The organism is Streptomyces sp. NPDC102451 (genome assembly GCF_044765485.1).
In the GTDB taxonomy this organism is placed as follows: domain Bacteria; phylum Actinomycetota; class Actinomycetes; order Streptomycetales; family Streptomycetaceae; genus Streptomyces.
In genome coordinates this window covers 374,801-390,722 of the sequence record NZ_JBIWKD010000005.1, presented here as the reverse complement: position 1 = coordinate 390,722, position 15,922 = coordinate 374,801, and the positions used below count along the sequence as shown (strand labels likewise).

Annotated in this window: 14 protein-coding genes and 1 pseudogene; 12 read left to right on the top strand and 3 right to left on the bottom strand. The window is 67.9% G+C overall.

What is annotated here, in order from left to right:
- The first annotated feature begins 26 nt into the window (after positions 1 to 26).
- From eccCa to ACIRD8_RS14675, 11 genes and pseudogenes are all read left to right on the top strand, one after another.
- A complete protein-coding gene (gene eccCa, locus ACIRD8_RS14725; RefSeq protein WP_403990288.1) occupies positions 27 to 4,001 on the top strand; it encodes a type VII secretion protein EccCa in 3,975 nt (1,324 codons plus the stop codon).
- 38 nt (positions 4,002 to 4,039) lie between these two features.
- Positions 4,040 to 5,458, top strand: a complete 1,419-nt coding sequence (locus tag ACIRD8_RS14720; RefSeq protein ID WP_403990286.1) for a DUF6177 family protein — start codon at positions 4,040 to 4,042, stop codon at positions 5,456 to 5,458.
- Between the two features lie 122 nt (positions 5,459 to 5,580).
- A complete protein-coding gene (locus tag ACIRD8_RS14715) occupies positions 5,581 to 5,913 on the top strand; it encodes a hypothetical protein (protein WP_403990285.1) in 333 nt (110 codons plus the stop codon).
- Positions 5,914 to 5,995: 82 nt separating this feature from the next.
- Positions 5,996 to 6,307, top strand: coding sequence for a pore-forming ESAT-6 family protein (locus ACIRD8_RS14710; protein ID WP_403990283.1), 312 nt, complete (start codon positions 5,996 to 5,998; stop codon positions 6,305 to 6,307).
- A gap of 98 nt (positions 6,308 to 6,405) precedes the next feature.
- On the top strand, positions 6,406 to 6,834 hold the full coding sequence (locus ACIRD8_RS14705; protein ID WP_403990281.1) for a DUF6507 family protein: 429 nt from the start codon (positions 6,406 to 6,408) through the stop codon (positions 6,832 to 6,834).
- The gene (locus ACIRD8_RS14700; protein WP_403990279.1) at positions 6,831 to 9,140 is read left to right on the top strand and encodes a hypothetical protein; all 2,310 of its coding nucleotides are present in this window, start codon (positions 6,831 to 6,833) and stop codon (positions 9,138 to 9,140) included. Before ACIRD8_RS14705 ends, ACIRD8_RS14700 begins: the two co-directional genes overlap by 4 nt.
- Positions 9,130 to 9,552 carry a hypothetical protein gene (locus tag ACIRD8_RS14695; RefSeq protein ID WP_403990277.1) on the top strand — a complete coding sequence of 141 codons (423 nt, stop codon included), beginning with the start codon at positions 9,130 to 9,132 and terminating at the stop codon, positions 9,550 to 9,552. Before ACIRD8_RS14700 ends, ACIRD8_RS14695 begins: the two co-directional genes overlap by 11 nt.
- Before the next feature lie 22 nt (positions 9,553 to 9,574).
- The gene (locus tag ACIRD8_RS14690) at positions 9,575 to 10,096 is read left to right on the top strand and encodes a type VII secretion system-associated protein (protein ID WP_403990275.1); all 522 of its coding nucleotides are present in this window, start codon (positions 9,575 to 9,577) and stop codon (positions 10,094 to 10,096) included.
- Between the two features lie 949 nt (positions 10,097 to 11,045).
- Positions 11,046 to 11,813, top strand: coding sequence for a hypothetical protein (locus ACIRD8_RS14685; RefSeq protein ID WP_403990273.1), 768 nt, complete (start codon positions 11,046 to 11,048; stop codon positions 11,811 to 11,813).
- A gap of 11 nt (positions 11,814 to 11,824) precedes the next feature.
- Positions 11,825 to 12,676 (top strand): immunity 49 family protein, encoded by an 852-nt coding sequence (locus tag ACIRD8_RS14680; RefSeq protein ID WP_403990271.1) that lies wholly within the window; start codon positions 11,825 to 11,827, stop codon positions 12,674 to 12,676.
- Positions 12,677 to 13,181: 505 nt separating this feature from the next.
- Positions 13,182 to 13,370: pseudogene (locus ACIRD8_RS14675) on the top strand (Imm49 family immunity protein); the annotation flags it as partial.
- 33 nt (positions 13,371 to 13,403) lie between these two features.
- Here the strand turns inward: ACIRD8_RS14675 and ACIRD8_RS14670 are convergent.
- The 3 genes from ACIRD8_RS14670 to ACIRD8_RS14660 form a co-directional block, all read right to left on the bottom strand.
- Complete coding sequence (locus ACIRD8_RS14670; RefSeq protein WP_403990269.1) at positions 13,404 to 13,643, bottom strand: hypothetical protein; 240 nt, start codon at positions 13,641 to 13,643, stop codon at positions 13,404 to 13,406.
- Between the two features lie 297 nt (positions 13,644 to 13,940).
- Positions 13,941 to 14,588, bottom strand: a complete 648-nt coding sequence (locus tag ACIRD8_RS14665) for an RDD family protein (RefSeq protein WP_403990267.1) — start codon at positions 14,586 to 14,588, stop codon at positions 13,941 to 13,943.
- A 267-nt stretch (positions 14,589 to 14,855) separates the two neighbouring features.
- Entirely contained in the window at positions 14,856 to 15,332 is a 477-nt protein-coding gene (locus tag ACIRD8_RS14660; RefSeq protein ID WP_403990265.1) for a hypothetical protein, read from the bottom strand.
- Positions 15,333 to 15,436: 104 nt separating this feature from the next.
- Between ACIRD8_RS14660 and ACIRD8_RS14655 the strand changes: the two genes are divergently transcribed.
- Positions 15,437 to 15,847: a RidA family protein gene (locus ACIRD8_RS14655; protein WP_401512272.1), complete on the top strand. Its 411-nt coding sequence runs from the start codon at positions 15,437 to 15,439 to the stop codon at positions 15,845 to 15,847.
- The last annotated feature ends 75 nt before the right edge of the window (positions 15,848 to 15,922 follow it).

Sequence of the window (15,922 nt, the reverse complement as noted above, 5' to 3'; positions counted from 1 at the left end):
AGCCCGACCGCGAGTGACGGACGATCATGAGTACCCGACTGATACACCGGCCCGCCAGGACGACCCGGCCTCCGGCCGCTTCCGAGCCGCGCACCATCGAGGCTCCGCCCAACCTCCCCGAGGGGAAGGCGGGCAACATCGCGATGTCGCTGTTGCCCGTCGCCGGGGTCATGTCGTCGGTCGTGATGATGACCGTCGTCCGTAACAGCCAGTTCGCCGGCCTCGGCGCGATCATCCTCGTCGTCACGATCATCGGCTCCGTCGCGCTGCTCTTCTCCCAGCGCGGCAAGGCCCAGCGCACCCGCCGGACCCAGCGCGAGGCCTACCTCGCCTATGTGGAGGACCTGCGGGAGGAGCTCTCGGGCGAGGAACGCGCGCGCCGCGAGCGCGCCGATGTACTCAACCCGCCGCCGCACGCCCTGTACGACATCGTGCGGGATCCGGCCCGCCTGTGGGAGCGGCGCCGGGTCGACGCCGACTTCCTCCGGGTGCGGCTCGGCACCGGCGAGATGCCCGTACGCGATCTGAGGATCGCCGATCAGGGCTCGTCGGTCCTCACCCCTCCCGACCTCTTCATGCTCAACGAGGCGTCGGCGCTGATGACCCGCTTCCGCACCGGCACCGAACTCCCCCTGACCGTCCCGCTCGACCGGGTCGGCAACATCAGCGTCATCGGCCCCCGCGAGGACTGCCTCCGGGTCGCCCGCGCCCTTCTCGTACAGGCTGCGGCGACGCACGCCCCCGACGACGTGGCGATGGCGCTCGCGGTGCCCGGCGACCGGGTGGCGGACTGGGAGTGGGCCAAGTGGCTGCCTCATCTGCTGGACACCGAACAGCTCGACGGCCCCGTGGCCGCCCGCCGTATCGCCCCCTCGGCGTCCCAGCTCGCCCGGCGGCTCGGCCCGGAGCTGCGCCGCCGCGCCTCCTACGCCGCCGAGGTACGCCGGGGCCTGGCGGGCAAGGACGCTCTGTCCATGACGGACCGCCTGCTCGTCGTGACCGACGGACACGGTGAGGACGCCGTCGACCTGCCCCGTCCCGATGATGCCGTCGGCCTGCGAGAGATGGGTGTGACCGTCCTGCACCTGCTCGAACGGCGCGTCCAGGAGCCGGGACACGTCGGCATCCGGATCACCGTCGACGGTGCCGACGTGGTCATCGACGACCTGCGGGAGCAGGAGCCGCTGAGCGCCCACGGCACCGTGGACGAGGTCGGCATCCCGTTCGCGGAGGGCCTGGCCCGCATGCTGGCACCGCTGCGGCTGTCCGCGGAATCGCTCGTCGACGCCCCCCTGTCCGGCCCCGTCGACTTCGCGGGCCTGCTCGGCATCGACGACGTGGCGCGGCTCGATCTGTCGCGCCTCTGGGCCCCGCGCGGTGAACGCGCCTTCCTGCGCGTACCCATCGGGATCAGCGACTCCCACGAACCGGTGCTCCTGGACCTGAAGGAGTCCTCCGAGCTGGGGATGGGCCCGCACGGCCTGTGCGTCGGCGCCACCGGGTCCGGGAAGTCGGAGCTGCTGCGCACGCTGGTCCTCGCCCTGGTGGCCACGCACCCGCCGGAGGACCTCGCCCTGGTACTCGTCGACTACAAGGGCGGTGCGACCTTCGCGCCGTTCGCGAACCTGCCGCACGTCGCCGGCGTCATCACCAACCTGGAGAACCAGGCCGGCCTCGTCGAGCGTGTCCACGCCTCCCTCGCCGGTGAGGTGAAGCGCCGCCAGCAGGCGCTCAAGGACGCGGGCAACGTCGCCGACATCGGTGACTACGCCGCCCTGCGCGCCGCGAAGCGGCCCGACCTCGACCCGCTGCCCCATCTGTTCGTCGTCATCGACGAGTTCGGTGAACTCCTCACAGCCAAGCCGGACTTCATCGATCTGTTCCTGTCCATCGGCCGCATCGGGCGCTCCATCGGTGTGCACCTGCTGCTCTCGAGCCAGCGCATCGAGGGGGGCAAGCTCAAGGGCCTGGACACCTATCTCTCGTACCGGCTCGGTCTGCGCACCTTCTCCGCCGACGAGTCCCGTACGGTCCTGGACACCACGGACGCGTTCCACCTGCCGCCGCTGCCGGGCTTCGGCTACCTCAAGGTCGACACCAGCCATTACGCGCGCTTCAAGGCCAGCTATGTGTCGGGGGGCTACCGGGGACCCGTCCAGCGTGCCGACGAGGAGGAGGCGGGGCCGCTCGCCCTCGAGTACGAGGCGTTCAACACCCTCTCCGCACCGGACGACTCCGGCCCGCAGGAGCCGGCGTCGCGGCGCCGTGAGACCGGTCCCACCGAGCTGGGCGTCGTCGTGGAACAGCTGGAGGGTGCCGCCGGGCCTGTGCGCAGCATCTGGCTGCCGCCGCTGCCTGGTGCGATCACCCTGGACAAGGTCGCGGGACCCCTGGAGGCCGGCCCGCGAGGCATGCAGCTCGCCAAGCGCCGGGGTCCGCTCCAGGTGCCGCTGGGCCTGCTCGACGACCCGACGAAACAGTGGCAGGGCGGGTGGTTCCTGGACCTCACCGTGGCAGGCGGCCACGCCGCCTTCATCGGGGGCCCGCAGTCCGGCAAGACGACACTTCTGCGCACGCTCGTCCTCTCGCTGGCGCTGACCCACACCCCGCAGGAGGTCGGCGTCTACGGCCTCGACCTGGTCGGCGGCGGCCTCCAGGCGCTGTCGGGTCTGCCGCACGTCGGCGGCATCGCGGGCCGCGCGGACCGCGAGCGCGCGGGACGCACGGTCGAGGAGGTCCGGAACATGCTCGCCACCCGCGAGGACCTCTTCCGCGAGTACGGCATCGACTCCGTCGAGCAATTGCGCACCCTGCACGCGGCGGGCCGGCTGCCTCAGCTCGCCTCTGCCGAGATCGTGCTCGTCATCGACGGGTTCGGCGCGCTGCGCGACGACTTCGACGACCTGGACGACGCCGTCGTCGACATCCTCAAGCGCGGCGGCGGCTACGGGATCCACGTCGTGGCGGGCATGCTCCGCTGGAACGACGTGCGCATCGCCACCCAGTCGACCTTCGGCACCCGCATCGAGCTGCGGCTGAACGACCCGAGCGAGTCCAGCATCGACCGCAAGCTCTCCCAGACCCTGTCCCCGGACGAGCCCGGCCGCGTCCTCACCGACGGCAAGCTCTTCGCCCAGGCGGCGCTGCCCCGGACGGACGGGCTCGCCGACACCACCGACCTCGGAGCGGTCCTGGAGCGCGCGGCCCGTACGGTCCGCGCCACCTGGAGCGGAGAGGTCGCCCAGCCGGTCCGGGTCCTGCCTCAGGTCCTGGAGCCGCACCTGCTGCCCGGACCGGCCGCCGAACCCGCCCGGGTGCCGATCGGCGTCGACCAGACGGCGCTGGAGCCCGTCCTGCTGGACCTGTTCGAGCACGACCAGCACCTGCTGGTCATGGGGGACAGCGAGTGCGGGAAGACCAATCTCCTCAGGACCGTCGCCGCCGGCCTCATCGACCGTTACAGCGAGGACGAGCTGGTCTTCGCCGTGATGGACCCGCGGCGCAGTCTGCGCGGTGCGATCCCCGAGGAGTACAGGGGCGGATACGCGTACAACGCCAAGCTGTGCGCCGGTCTCTCGGCAGGGATCGCCACCGAGCTGGAGAAGCGGCTGCCCGACGACAGCACACGTATCGAGGATCTGGAACCCGGCAACTGGGGCAGCGGTCCGCGGATCGTGGTCCTCGTCGACGACTACGACGTACTGACGACCGCCGGCCAGTCGCCGCTCTCGCCGTTCCTTCCGTACATCCCGTCCGCGGTGGACATCGGCCTCCACTTCGTCCTGACCCGCCGGGTCGCGGGCGCGTCCCGCGGGATGTACGAGCCGCTGGTACAGGGCCTGCGTGAGTCGGGGGCCTCGGCCGTCCTCATGGCCGGTGACCGCAGCGAGGGCCAGCTGTTCCCGGGCGTGTACGCCACGCAGCAGCCGGCGGGGCGCGGTGTGCTGATCCGCAGGGGCTACGCGAACCGCCTGATCCAGACCGTGTACACACCCGCCTGAAAGCCGGCATCCACGCTACGAAGGACCGAACGGACCACATGACCAAGGACGTCATCGCTCTCACCTCACGCATGCCCGACCCGTGGAGCGTGCTCGTGGGGCTGCTCTCCGGTGGTCCCGACAAGCTGGTGGACACGCACGGCGACGGGGCCGTCGTGCAGCTCTGCGACTCCGAGGGCCGCCCCCTGGTCTCCGTAGAGGCGCCGCTGCTCGTCCAGGTAGCCGGCGAGGCGGAACGTCTCCTCGGGGCCACGGCGCCGCCTCTCCCGTTCTGGTGGACGGAGGCCCGCGCCACCACCGGTGTCGCGGAGGCCGAGCAGATCGCGGGCACGTTCGCCGCCCGGCTGGCCCACCTCGCCGGTGGCTCCGCCTGGCCACCGGAGGCCGCCCGTTCGCTGGCCGTGGTGCCCACCGACGGTGTGAGCGTCGCCCCTACGCCGGCCGCGGCGGTCCCCGCCGTCGACGTACTCACCGAGAAGGTCGCCGTCGTCATCCAGGACCGCCCGGTGGTCGCCCTGACGGCCTGGCTCGCGGAGGCCTACCGAGCTGCCACGGAGGCCGGCCTCGGGCTCCAGGTCGTCGCTCCGCCCGGGACGACGCTCTCCCCCGCCGTACGCCATCTCCTGGGAACGTGGCCGTCCCGCTGGATCGTCCAGGACGAACGGGACGGCTACTACGACGGGCTGTCAGGAGCCGTACTGCGCTGGCAGGACGGCATCTTCGCGCCGGTCGAGGGGCCGGGTGCGACCGCCGACGAGCCGGACAACCTGGTCGCGGCGTCCTACGGGGAGGTGTCGGACACCGGCGAGCGGCAGCTGGCGGTGACGTTCCGCTCGGTGCACCCCGCCGACGACCGCCTGGTGCTCGGCGGCGGCCTGGAGTCGGTGTGGCGCGAGCTCACCGGTACGCCGCCTGCCGGCTGGGGTACGGCGGAGCCCGCGAACCTCCCCTGGTCACCGCAGCGCCTCACGGACGTCGCCTTCGAGCGCTCCCCCCGGCCGACCTGGGCCGTGGTCGTCGGCAGCCCGGAGCGGCCCGGGCTCGCCACCGTGCGCGTCACCCGCACGACGGCGGGGGTGGAGGAGGAGGTGACGCTGGCGTTCGGCTACGGAGCCGATGAAGAGATGCCGCTGGACTCGCTCCCCCGGGCAGCTGAGGTGCTCGCCACCCGCCACCGGCTCCAGTCGATGCTCGTACAACTCCGCAAAGCCCGCCGTGACCTCGCGGTGCCGCCCCGCTTCGAAGGGCCCGGCGTCCCGCTGGCCTTCGTACTGGGCGCCGACGAGGTCCGCGCGATACCGGGTGACCGCGCCCGGCGTACTCCTCTGCCCGCAAAGCCTGTTCAGCTGGGGCCGAGGGCACGGCCCGCTCTGTACTACCCCCTGCGGGGCGACCCTTCGGACCTGTCGGGATGGCAGGACTTCGAGCGGCTGACGCGGCATCTGAAGGGTGCGTGAGGGGGGGCCGCCGGAGTGTATTGGGATGGTCACAGTGACCTGATTGCTGATTGCATCAGCGATGTCCTGGTTGATAGAGATGGGACATACGTGCGATCGCTCAATCTGGCGGGGGAAAACTGATGAAGTTCGACATGGGGTCGTCGGTTCTGTCGAACCTGAATTCGCTGTCGCAGGGTTCGAGTACGGATCTCGGCACCCTCATCCGGCAGCTGATCCAGGCGGCGCAGCCGCTGGAGGGCAAGTTCAACGGTGCCGGCAAGGTGGCGTTCGACTCCTTCAAGTCGCACTCGGACGAGATCACCGCGGCGCTGAACGGATCACTGGCCGCACTGCTCGGTGGTCAGGCGGGGATGGACGCGGCGTTCGGTGAGGGCGACCAGGAGCAGGGCGAGAACGCGAAGTCGCAGATGGCGGCCGCGAACTTCGACGCGGCCCGCTTCTCGGGCCGCTGACCGGCTCGTCTCCGCGACGCGGAGACGCCGTACGTGACTTGCGTAGTTTTTCATGGGGATCTTCCACGGGGAGTGATGAGTTGTGGCCACAGACAGTGACCGTCGTTCGTACGACACCGGCGCCTCGACGGAGGCGCAGGGCAACATCCAGATCGTGATCGCGCAGCTGGAGCAGGTGATGACGGCGCGGGACGCGCAGGTGAAGGCCGCGATGAACGACTTCGCGGCCGACGGGGTCGCGGACGAGTACCACGGCAAGGAACTGCGCTGGGCGAGTACTTCGCAGGAGGTCAGGAACATCATCAACCTGCTGAAGACCACGCTGGAGAAGAACGACGGCACCGCGCAGCAGACGCTCGCGCGAGCGAAGGCCGCGGTCGACAACATCGGCTGATCAACGGCGCACCGGCGCCGGGAGGAACGTTCCTCCGGTGGTCCGGGCAGTGACGCAGGTGCAGTAGCAGTACATCGGTACGCGGGGTGGGGGCGTTCATGACGGCGTGGGACATCAAGCCGCAGGGGGTGCAGGGCCAGTTGAAGGTCACCGGCACGCATGCGGGTGACCTGGAGAAGGCTCTGACGGCTCTGGTCACGACGATGTCGGAGGCGGCGACGGCTGCGGGGACAGCTGTGCCCGGCACGGATGCCGCTCAACCGGTGCAGGGTCCGGTGCCGGTGGGGGCGGCCCCGTTGTCGACGCCGACGCTGGGGCCGGTGGCCTCGGGCCTGAGCCAGTACCTGGAGCTGCGCCAGGGCTACCTCAAGTCGATGTCAGAACGTATCCAGTCCGCTGTGCTGGGAGCGGCGAAGGCCACCAACGAGTACATGGCGGGCGACCTGGACGCGGCGAAGCACGCGCAGGACGCGGCCAAGGCCGTGCGGCTGGACCTGCTGAAGGACGCACCCGGGGGGAACAAGTGAGCGACGACAAGCCGATCCCGCTGGAAGGCATCCCGGTCTTCACCGGAAACCTGGCGACCCTGGACGTGAAGGTCACCGAGCTCACCTCGGCCGGCTCGACGATCGCGACGGCCACCGGGGACATCCACAGCAGCTTCGGCGGCCTGCAGGCCTTCTACCAGGCGCCCGAGGCAGAACAGCTGTTCGCGACGACGAAGCCGGTCGAGACCAGTGGTCAGACGCTGAAGTCCGACCTCAAGACCATCGCCGGTGCGCTGAGCACGTATTCGGACGAGGTCTACCCGCTGGTCGAGAAGCTCAAGGAGATCAAGCGAGACGCCGGAGCGTTCCTCGTGAAGATCAACGCCGACGACAAGTGGCGCGAGGACGGCGACCTGATCGAGGAGAACAACCGCCGCCGCGACGAGATCGCCGAGACCCTGGCCGCGTTCCAGGACGCCGAGATCACCTGTCACAACAAGATCACCGCCCTGGTCTGCGCCGTTCCCCTGAAGAAGAGCGACGGCTCCGACAGCAAGCATCAGTACGGCTTCGACGCCGAAACCCTCAAGCACGCCGAAGGCCTCCCCTGGGGCGACCCGCTCGTCGAGTCCACCCCGGGCTGGCAGGTGTGGGAACACGCCTGGGACTTCACCAAGGGCTTCTTCGTCGACGGGGTCGTGGGCACGGTCAAGGGCCTGGGCACCCTGGTGGGCTTCAGCGGCTGGGAGGCTGCCGGCCAGGCGTGGAAGGGTCTGGCACAGCTCGGTACCGGCCTGATCGTGACCGCCGTGGCGGGACCGGCCTACTGGATGGCGAAGGACGAGGACCTGCCCTCCTGGCTGCGTGACTCCCGTACGGCGATGAAGGAGACCGGCAAGGCGCTGGTGGCCTGGGACCAGTGGGGCGAGAACCCCTCCCGGGCAGCGGGCGCGGTCACCTTCAACGTCGTCACCACCGTCGTCACCGGCGGCACCGGTGGCGCGGTCGCCGGCGGCGGCAAGGCCGCTCTGGCCGCCAAGGCCCTGTCCGCGGCGGGCAAGGTGGGCCGGTTCGTGGACCCGATGACGTACGTCTTCAAGGGCGCGGGCTTCGGACTGACGAAGGTCGGCGACGCGATGGCCGGCCTCAAGGGCCTGGGCACCATCGAGATACCGCCCCTGCCGGACAACGTCTTCACCCTCCCCGAGGGCGCCGTACGCCTGCCCGACGGCACGATCGACCTCCCCGCGGGCGCGACCCTCCCGGAGGGCGCGGTCCGCCTCGCAGACGGCACGGTCAGACTCCCGGAGGGAGTGATCGCCCTCCCGGAGGGCACGGTCAGGCTCCCCGAGGAGCTGGCCTCCCTGACCGACGACACGGTCAAGCTCCCCGCCGAGCTGGCCCCCCTGCCCGAAGGCACGGTCACCCCCCCCTCCGCCCCCCGCGCCGCCTACTGGGACATCGAGGGCAACCTCTACGACGAGAGCGGAAACCTCGTACAACGCGGCGACGAAGCCCACAAGGAAGCCGGCAAGACCGACACGGACACCCCGGACCACGCCCGCGTGGAAACCCCGGTGCAGCAGCCGGTACTGGTCGGCGCGGGGGCACGCGTGGGCGACGACCTGGGCGATGTCGGCCGGGCCGAGAACAACCTGCCCGGCAGCGGGGCACCCGACCACCCCTTGGGCGGCACGGCAGAGCACATGCCGAGCAACGCTTTGGGCAACAACCTGCCGGACGGCACGGCCGGCCACCACCTGCCAAGCAACAGTCTGGACGGCGGCGCACCGAACGGCACGGCCGGCCATGGACACGCGGGTGACGGCGGCGGCCATGGGGAAGGGCCTGGGGCTACAAAGCCGGTAAGGCCAGGTGATGAACCCGATCGTCTGGCGGCAGCCATAAACCGAGAAATCGACCTGGACAATCTGGGCATGCCCGTCGTCTGGCGCACGGACGACGTGCCCCTATATCGCAGCGACAACCGGCCTCCCGAGGACATTTTCGAGAGTGGCTTCGAGGCGCTGGACCCTTCGCGCGTCGACCTCGCCGAGTACGTTGAGAGCAGCGATCCCTCAGCGTTCGTAAGCACGTCGTGGCGCGATGACATCGGTGATGACTTCGGTGGAAAGTATACGTACGAGGTCGATGTACCCGGCGGGATCGATGTGAACGCTTCGATGGGTGATCATCCGCTCTCCTACGAGAAGGAGGTAGCGTTCCCCGGAGGCATTCGCGCCGAGTACATCAAGGGGGCCCGCCCCTACGATTACCGAACGGGCGAGGTTGGCGACCTCGTTCCGAACCCGAACTACCGCCCCGAGGTCGACCGTGTCCCATAATCCCGAAGTCCTGTACACGAAGGAGATCAAACTCGTCTCCAGTGAAGGTGTGCTGGCCGGAAGACTCGTCGGTGAGCACTCGGGGACTGATTACACCGTCCGCATCACCTACGGGAAGGGCACCTCGGAACACACCGCATGGAACCTCTTCGAGGCCTTGACGCAGGTGCGAAACGACCTGGAGCGGGAGGGCCTGAAGCCAGCTGTCGAGGGAGCCTGTCGGGACGTCTACCCCAGCAGAATGGCGTTGGAAATGGGCGGCGGCAGGAGAGCCTACCGATGGCCACCATCTGGTCGGCCAACAACCGTGGACATCTTCGACACTGTGCCAGCTGCATGCTACGCACGCCTCACCTCGGTGGTCGAACAAAGTGACCTGAACAAGCAACGCAGAAAGCGCGACAATGAATGACCCGAGAACACTGATACCGCCAGTGACCGAAGCGGTACGTGCGCAGGCAGCAGCCCGCCCGGGGTCTTGGGTCTATGCCATTGACCCGTTCTTCGACCCTGCCGGAGAGGTTCCCCCCTTCGGGATCATCGGCGCCTGGAAAGTCGACGCTCGCGGCCACCTCACGGGCGAGTTCAGACACAACTCCAAATATCGCCCTTCGCCGCAAAGCCTAGGCATGAAAAAGCCCCTCGATGCCGTGGATGCTGCGATTCAACTCGCCGCTACAGGGTACGCCGATGAAGCTGCTTTGCGAAACGTGATCTCGAGTTCCACCGTCTTCCTTATTCCCGGATCCGCCTTTGCGGAGCAAACAAATAGCGCTACAGGCCAGATCCTCACGGTATACACGAACGAATACTACGCACCGAGTTCGGTCCCGCAACTCCAATCAATTGAAGTAAGCACTCTCCTTACGAAACTCACAAGTCATACGGTACTGAAGTTCAATCCAGGCAGTTCGGCATCGGTACAGATTCCCGTCGCCGAACTTCGGCAAAACTGAGGTGCAAGCGAAGACGCAGGTAGGGTCCGACAACGCCGGGACTTCGCCCGAAACTACTCTTACGCCGGGCCACGAATCCGGAGCACTGCGAGGTGGATCAACCTGAAACTTATCCGGCGGCCCGGCAGCGGACAACGGCCCACCCCGCAGTCCCGGCGGCCCCAGCCGTCCCGCACCACCAGGCCGCGGAGGCTTCGATGGCCAGGCTGATGCGCCCGCCGCGCGAGTGCGGTTCGTGGTTCTGGAACCTGCACGGTGCGGTGGAGCCCGGCCTGGAATCCGCACTCAGGACTGCGGAGCGTATGAGCACAATCCTCCAGAAGCACGCCCTGCTAGGACCGGACTCACTCGAGTAGGACTGGTTTCAGGTCGGAGAGGACGGACTAGGCATCTACAGCCGCCTGAATCTTGTCTGGCGCTCTCTCCTCGATTCAAAATTGCCCGAGGACCTTCCTGCCTGCCGACCGAACGGTCATCCGCAGGGCAGAGATGGGCGATATTCTGGTTCTCAGATCCAGCACGTGGTTCGAGCGAGTGGAACACGTCATAACGAATATCGTCTGGTCGAACTGCTGGTGTCGCCCGATGAGATCGGCGCTTCGCCTCCGCACCTGCATTCCTGACGCTCGCACCAGCCCCTCTCGACGCGCTGGATGCCGAGGGGGAGATGACGTACTACGCGAAGATCAGCGACGGGTACCCTCGGCACAGCCCGCGCGGGATCGTCCGTCGGCGAGTCGACGATGATCGGACAAGGACATCGACCATGTCCGAATCACCGAGATCGAGGCTGCCGCATTCATTGAAGCGCTGACGAAGAAGCTCGTCGGCTCTCCATGTATCCGCAGACACGCTCTCCGCTCAGGCATTGGCTCCGGGCTCCTCCCACCGCTCAATCGGTCGGGCAGGAACTGATCGCCTTGAAGCGCGCCCCAGCTTTCTACGACCGATGTACGTCGAGCGGCGCACGGCCTGCACTCCAGGACGTAGCGGGGTTTCGTCGATGTGTCCTGCCGGGCAGCAAGCATTGGCCGAGTCCTCGATTCCGCACGCGCACCCAGGTGGGTTCCATCTCGACACCTTGGAACGGGACCCGTCCACGGTCCGGCCCGACGACCTCAAGCACCCGGACAAGGCCGCGGCCAAGCGCATGGCCGGCATGGAACTGACCAAGTGGGAGAAGCTCTTCGAGAAGGACCCAAGCTTCGCCAACGCATACGGGCTGGCCCATGCGCAGGAGAACTTCAACCTGCTCGGCGAGGGCGCGGCGAACAACAGTAAGCTCGGTGAAGCCCTTGGTGAGGAAGCTGCCCGCCGGCACATGCTCAGGCAGGTGGAGTTCGAAGGAGCTCGCGAGCTGACCGACCTCCCGGAGACTGCAAACGGCTCGAAGAGGTTCGACCAGCTCTGGCGGGACAAGGACGGCAACCTACTGATCGTCGAGGCCAAGAGCCCCAACGGAACCTTGGACTGGCGCCAGAGCAATGGCCATCCCAGCGGCGGCACTTTCATGGTCAAGCAGGGAAGCCTCGACTATGTGCGCACCATCGTGGCCGACATGAAGGACCGTGTACTCGAATCACCAGGTGAAGCCAAGTACATCCGGGAGATCGAGGATGCCATCAAGGACAAGACACTGCGTTACGTCCTCGTCCAGGCCTCTGAAAACACCGGTACGTATGTTGGAGCCGTACTCAAATACTTCAAGCTCTTCTGAGGAGAGTCGCCTTGACTTCGCGCATCCCCCGCCATCCCTTCCCCGTAGAGAACGCGGAAGTAGCGCTCGCCTCGCTCAAGGAGAGCGCGGAGCGGTGGATCAGTGGTCTGGAGGCCGATTCGAGTGGCTTGGGTGAAGCCTTGGACACCACGCTCATGGTGGCCAAGGTGCGCTGCCTGACGGACCCGCAGGGGTCAATCTTTCCCACGTGGGATGCCTGGGTGGACACAATGCAGGTTGGTTCGGCCGTGTTCGCAGCCGCGACCGCTACCGAGGGGCAGGTACGGTGCCGGATCGCGCACAAAGACCGTACGCTCCAGGCCACTGGCCCGCAGCAGTACGTGACACCGGGTACCTGGCTGACCGCCTTCTACCTGGCCGTAGTGTGCCGGGAGCGGGACAGGATCACCGCCCTGTGCCGGGTGCCACTGCCGCTGCTCAGGGACAACAATGCGCACTTCGACGAGTTCGAGTACGCCTGGATCGACGCGCTGCAGACCTACTGGCTCGGTGGTGACGGCCTCAGCGCGAAGCTGGTGGCCGCAGTCGACGGCACGGACCCGGCAGTCGCCACTCATCCGGAAGCTGCAGGCAAACTGATGTACCCGCCGATGGAGATGTTTCACCGGATCATTCGTGGGGACCACGCCGGCTTCGACCGGGCCCTCACCGCAGCCCTGGAGTGGCACAAGGAGTACTGGACGGAGGAGGGACGGGCAGCCCGTATCTCAGGTCTCGTCGCCCTTGCTCCGCTCGCCATGGCCTGTTTCGCCCGGAACGAGGGCATCCCGGTCGAGGTCGAATCCGAATACCTGCCCGCCACTCTCCTCGCCGGCAATTGGTGCGGCGAGTTCCCGACGTAGACGATTACCCCTGGCCAATTCAGCGGCACCGGATGACCTGACACCCCAATAGTCGAAAGGTGCCGCTGACCTGCAATGCCGTTGAGTTGGCCTCGCTCTTTCATGACGGGCTGCCAGCTTCTTTGTCGAAGCCTTTCGGCTGGCCGGGCTGATGGGGGCCAGGCTGATGGCCACACTGCGCGTCGGGTGGGCGCCGGGTTCCACGTCTCCGGTGAGGTGCTGCAGCCTCGTCAGGACGGGTGTGTTACCGGGGCAGTCGGGGTTCAGGAGAGCGTCGAGTCGCTCGATCGCGCCTGTGACAATGTCGACCAAGGGCCAGTGATGGGCGAATCGCACATGCCGACGGCGGGCGGTCGTGACGAGCTGGGCGGCGCGGTGAAGAGGCGGAGCCGCAGGCTGCGGGGCTCCCACCTGTAAATCTCGCGGTCAGGGCGAGCATGGGCATTCAGATGAAAGCCCCCGCCGACGAGCACGGCAACGCCGCAGAACGTGAGTCGGCCGCAGCGCCCTCCAGTGGCACACGGAGTACTGGACCGAGGAAGACCGCATGTACCGATCCCCCGGCCTCGTCGTCCTCGCGCCGCTCGCCATGGCCTGCATCGCCCACGACGCAGGCGTCCCCATCGAAGTCGAATCCGAGTACCTGCCCAAGCACCTCCTGCAACGCGGATGGCTCGGCGAGTTCCTTGCGTAAGCGATCAGGCCTTCAACTGCCCGTCCTCCAGCGCTAACTTTTGACCGGCCACTCCAGCGTTTCGCCGCTGCATCCCTGGGTGAGCTCAACGGCCTCCGCCTTCTCGCCCCTGGTGATGAGGAACGCCGTGCAGATCTTCGCCGACTCCCCCGAGTTCAGCTTCTTCTCGGAGTCCGGGGTCGGGCAGTTCGGCCAGGTGGCGTCGCCCATGAGGACGAAGACGGCCTTGGCGCGGTCCCCTCGGTCCGTCCTGATGACCAGGCTGTTGTCCATCTCATCGATCTTCGTGGCCGTCTTGCCTCTCTTGTGGGCGAGCGTGGACCACACGTACACGGGAACCCAACCAGGCCGTCTTCAGTGCAAACAAGCGATTATGCCAGAGCGGAACCGCCGGCCTGGCGGCGGTTGGCGGCGACTTTCACACTGCGCTCCGTCGGCGGTCGCGGCGCCGGCTGACAAACTGCTCGGCCGGGCGCCGTGCCCGCCAGGGGGAGGCCCCCCTGGCGGGTGCGCTGAGGACTGCCTACACCGATCGTCCGGTCAGCACCCGGTCCGGCCTCGCGTGACAGCTCAGCCCTTGTTGACCTTGATGACGACGGTCTTGCACACCTTGTCGGCGAAGGTCTGGTTCTTCTCGTCCCACAGCGGCCACAGCCAGCCGAGGTAGCAGGCGAAACTGTCCAGGAAATGCGCGAGCTTACGGACGAACGCCATGCCGAACCCCAGCGGCCTGCCGTCCGCCTCCCGGTGCAGGCTGATGCCGAGGACCTTCTTGCCGGTCGTCTGGCCGGTCTTGCCCTCCAGATAGAGCTGGAAGAAGGCCATGCCGAGGGCGTAGACCACGCCGATCGCGAAGAAGACTCCAGGCTCGGCAGTCGCCGGGTCATCGCTGCCCGCGAGATCGATGAAGCCGAGTGCGTACATCGGGCCGGCGATGATCAGCACATCCAGCAGGTACCCGCCCAAGCGCTGCCCCCAGTGGGCCAGCGGCGGCAGCCCTGCCCCCGGCATGCCGGGCGGCGGGTACGCCCCGTACTGCTGCTGCGGATAGCCGTACTGAGGAGGCACGCCCTGGGGCGCCTGCTGCGGGTAGCCGTACTGAGGGGGCGTTGCCTGCTGGGGGTAGCCAGGCTGCGGGGGCACGCCCTGCGGCGGGTAGCCGGGCTGGCCTTGCGGGGGCTGCTGGCTGTAAGGGTTGTTGGGATCGCCGAAGCTCATGGCGGAGCTCTCCAGTTTTGAGGTGGGGACGGAGCGACCTGAGCGGAGGACTGTTTCACGCCACGCGCAGTTGCCCCCCGTGCAGCCGCGATTGTGCGCGATCATCGTGTTCGTAGGACTGTCTGCTTGTCTAATCCGACCGGGACCTGTCCGGCCGGTCACTGACCCGTGGCTGAAGAGCACAGACAGGCGGGGCGAGATCGCGAAGAAGACGCCCCCGTCGTCGTCCTGGCCGGCGACGAGGGGCGGCTCATCGGCTTCGGGGGGCTACCCGGGCAGATACGCCTGGCCGGCACCGTTTTCGTCAGGTTTGAGGGACATCCTCACCAGTGTTCCCGACTCACTGATCAGCAGTTCCGGCACATGGTCCTCGTAGAAGCGGATCTGCCCGATGACGCCCTCGGTGCCGGAGTGCCGCGCCAACTGCTCCAGCAGCGGCCCCAGGTCGGGTAGACACTCCGCGTGCACCTCCTGGCGTGCGGTAAGGGCCCATCCGCCATCTGTCCGGTGCAGCTCACCCACCAGCAGGCCCCCGATGCGCGCCGCCGGTCCACGCTCGGCGAGGAGGGGGAACGCGTCGTCCGGTCCGGTCAGTTCTCCCGCGGGAGTATCTGCCGCCCCCTCCGCCCGCCCGGCGCCCGTACCGGCAGGAGTGCCGAGATGCCATACCAGCTCGTCCACGACCGCACTCGGCACCGTGGCGCGGAGATTCAGCGAGAGCTCGACTGCGTACATGTCACCCATCCCGGCAGCCTATGCATGCGCGCCGGGCGGTGAATTGGGAGGCAGCCCCGAGAACGGTCTGCTAGGAATACGAATTCCGCCCCATCCGACAGGAATTGGATGTCATGCCCCGCGCCGTCACCCTCATCCGTTCCACCGCCCTCTCCGACGTGGCCGAGTACGCCTACGCCGCCACCGCACCCGCCGACGCACGGCTGATCTTCCTCGCCGGGGCGTGCCCGCTGAACGAGGACGGGTCGACAGCGGCCGTCGGCGACTACGCCGGCCAAGCGGCGAAGGCCCTCGAGAACATGAAGACCGCACTCGCGGCGGCGGGGGCCGGTCTGGAGGACGTCATCAGTACACGCGTACTGGTGGCCTCCACGCGGCAGGAAGACCTGGTGACCGCCTGGGAGGTGGTCCGGGACGCGTTCGGCGACCATGACGTCCCGAGCACGTTGCTCGGCGTCACCGTCCTCGGGTACTACGACCAGCTCGTGGAGATCGAAGGCGTCGCCGCCGTGCTCGACGCCTGATCTGGCGGTCGTTGGGAAGTTACGGACAGCGAATGGCCCCATATGCCCGGGATGCGCGTCCGTAACTTCCCGACG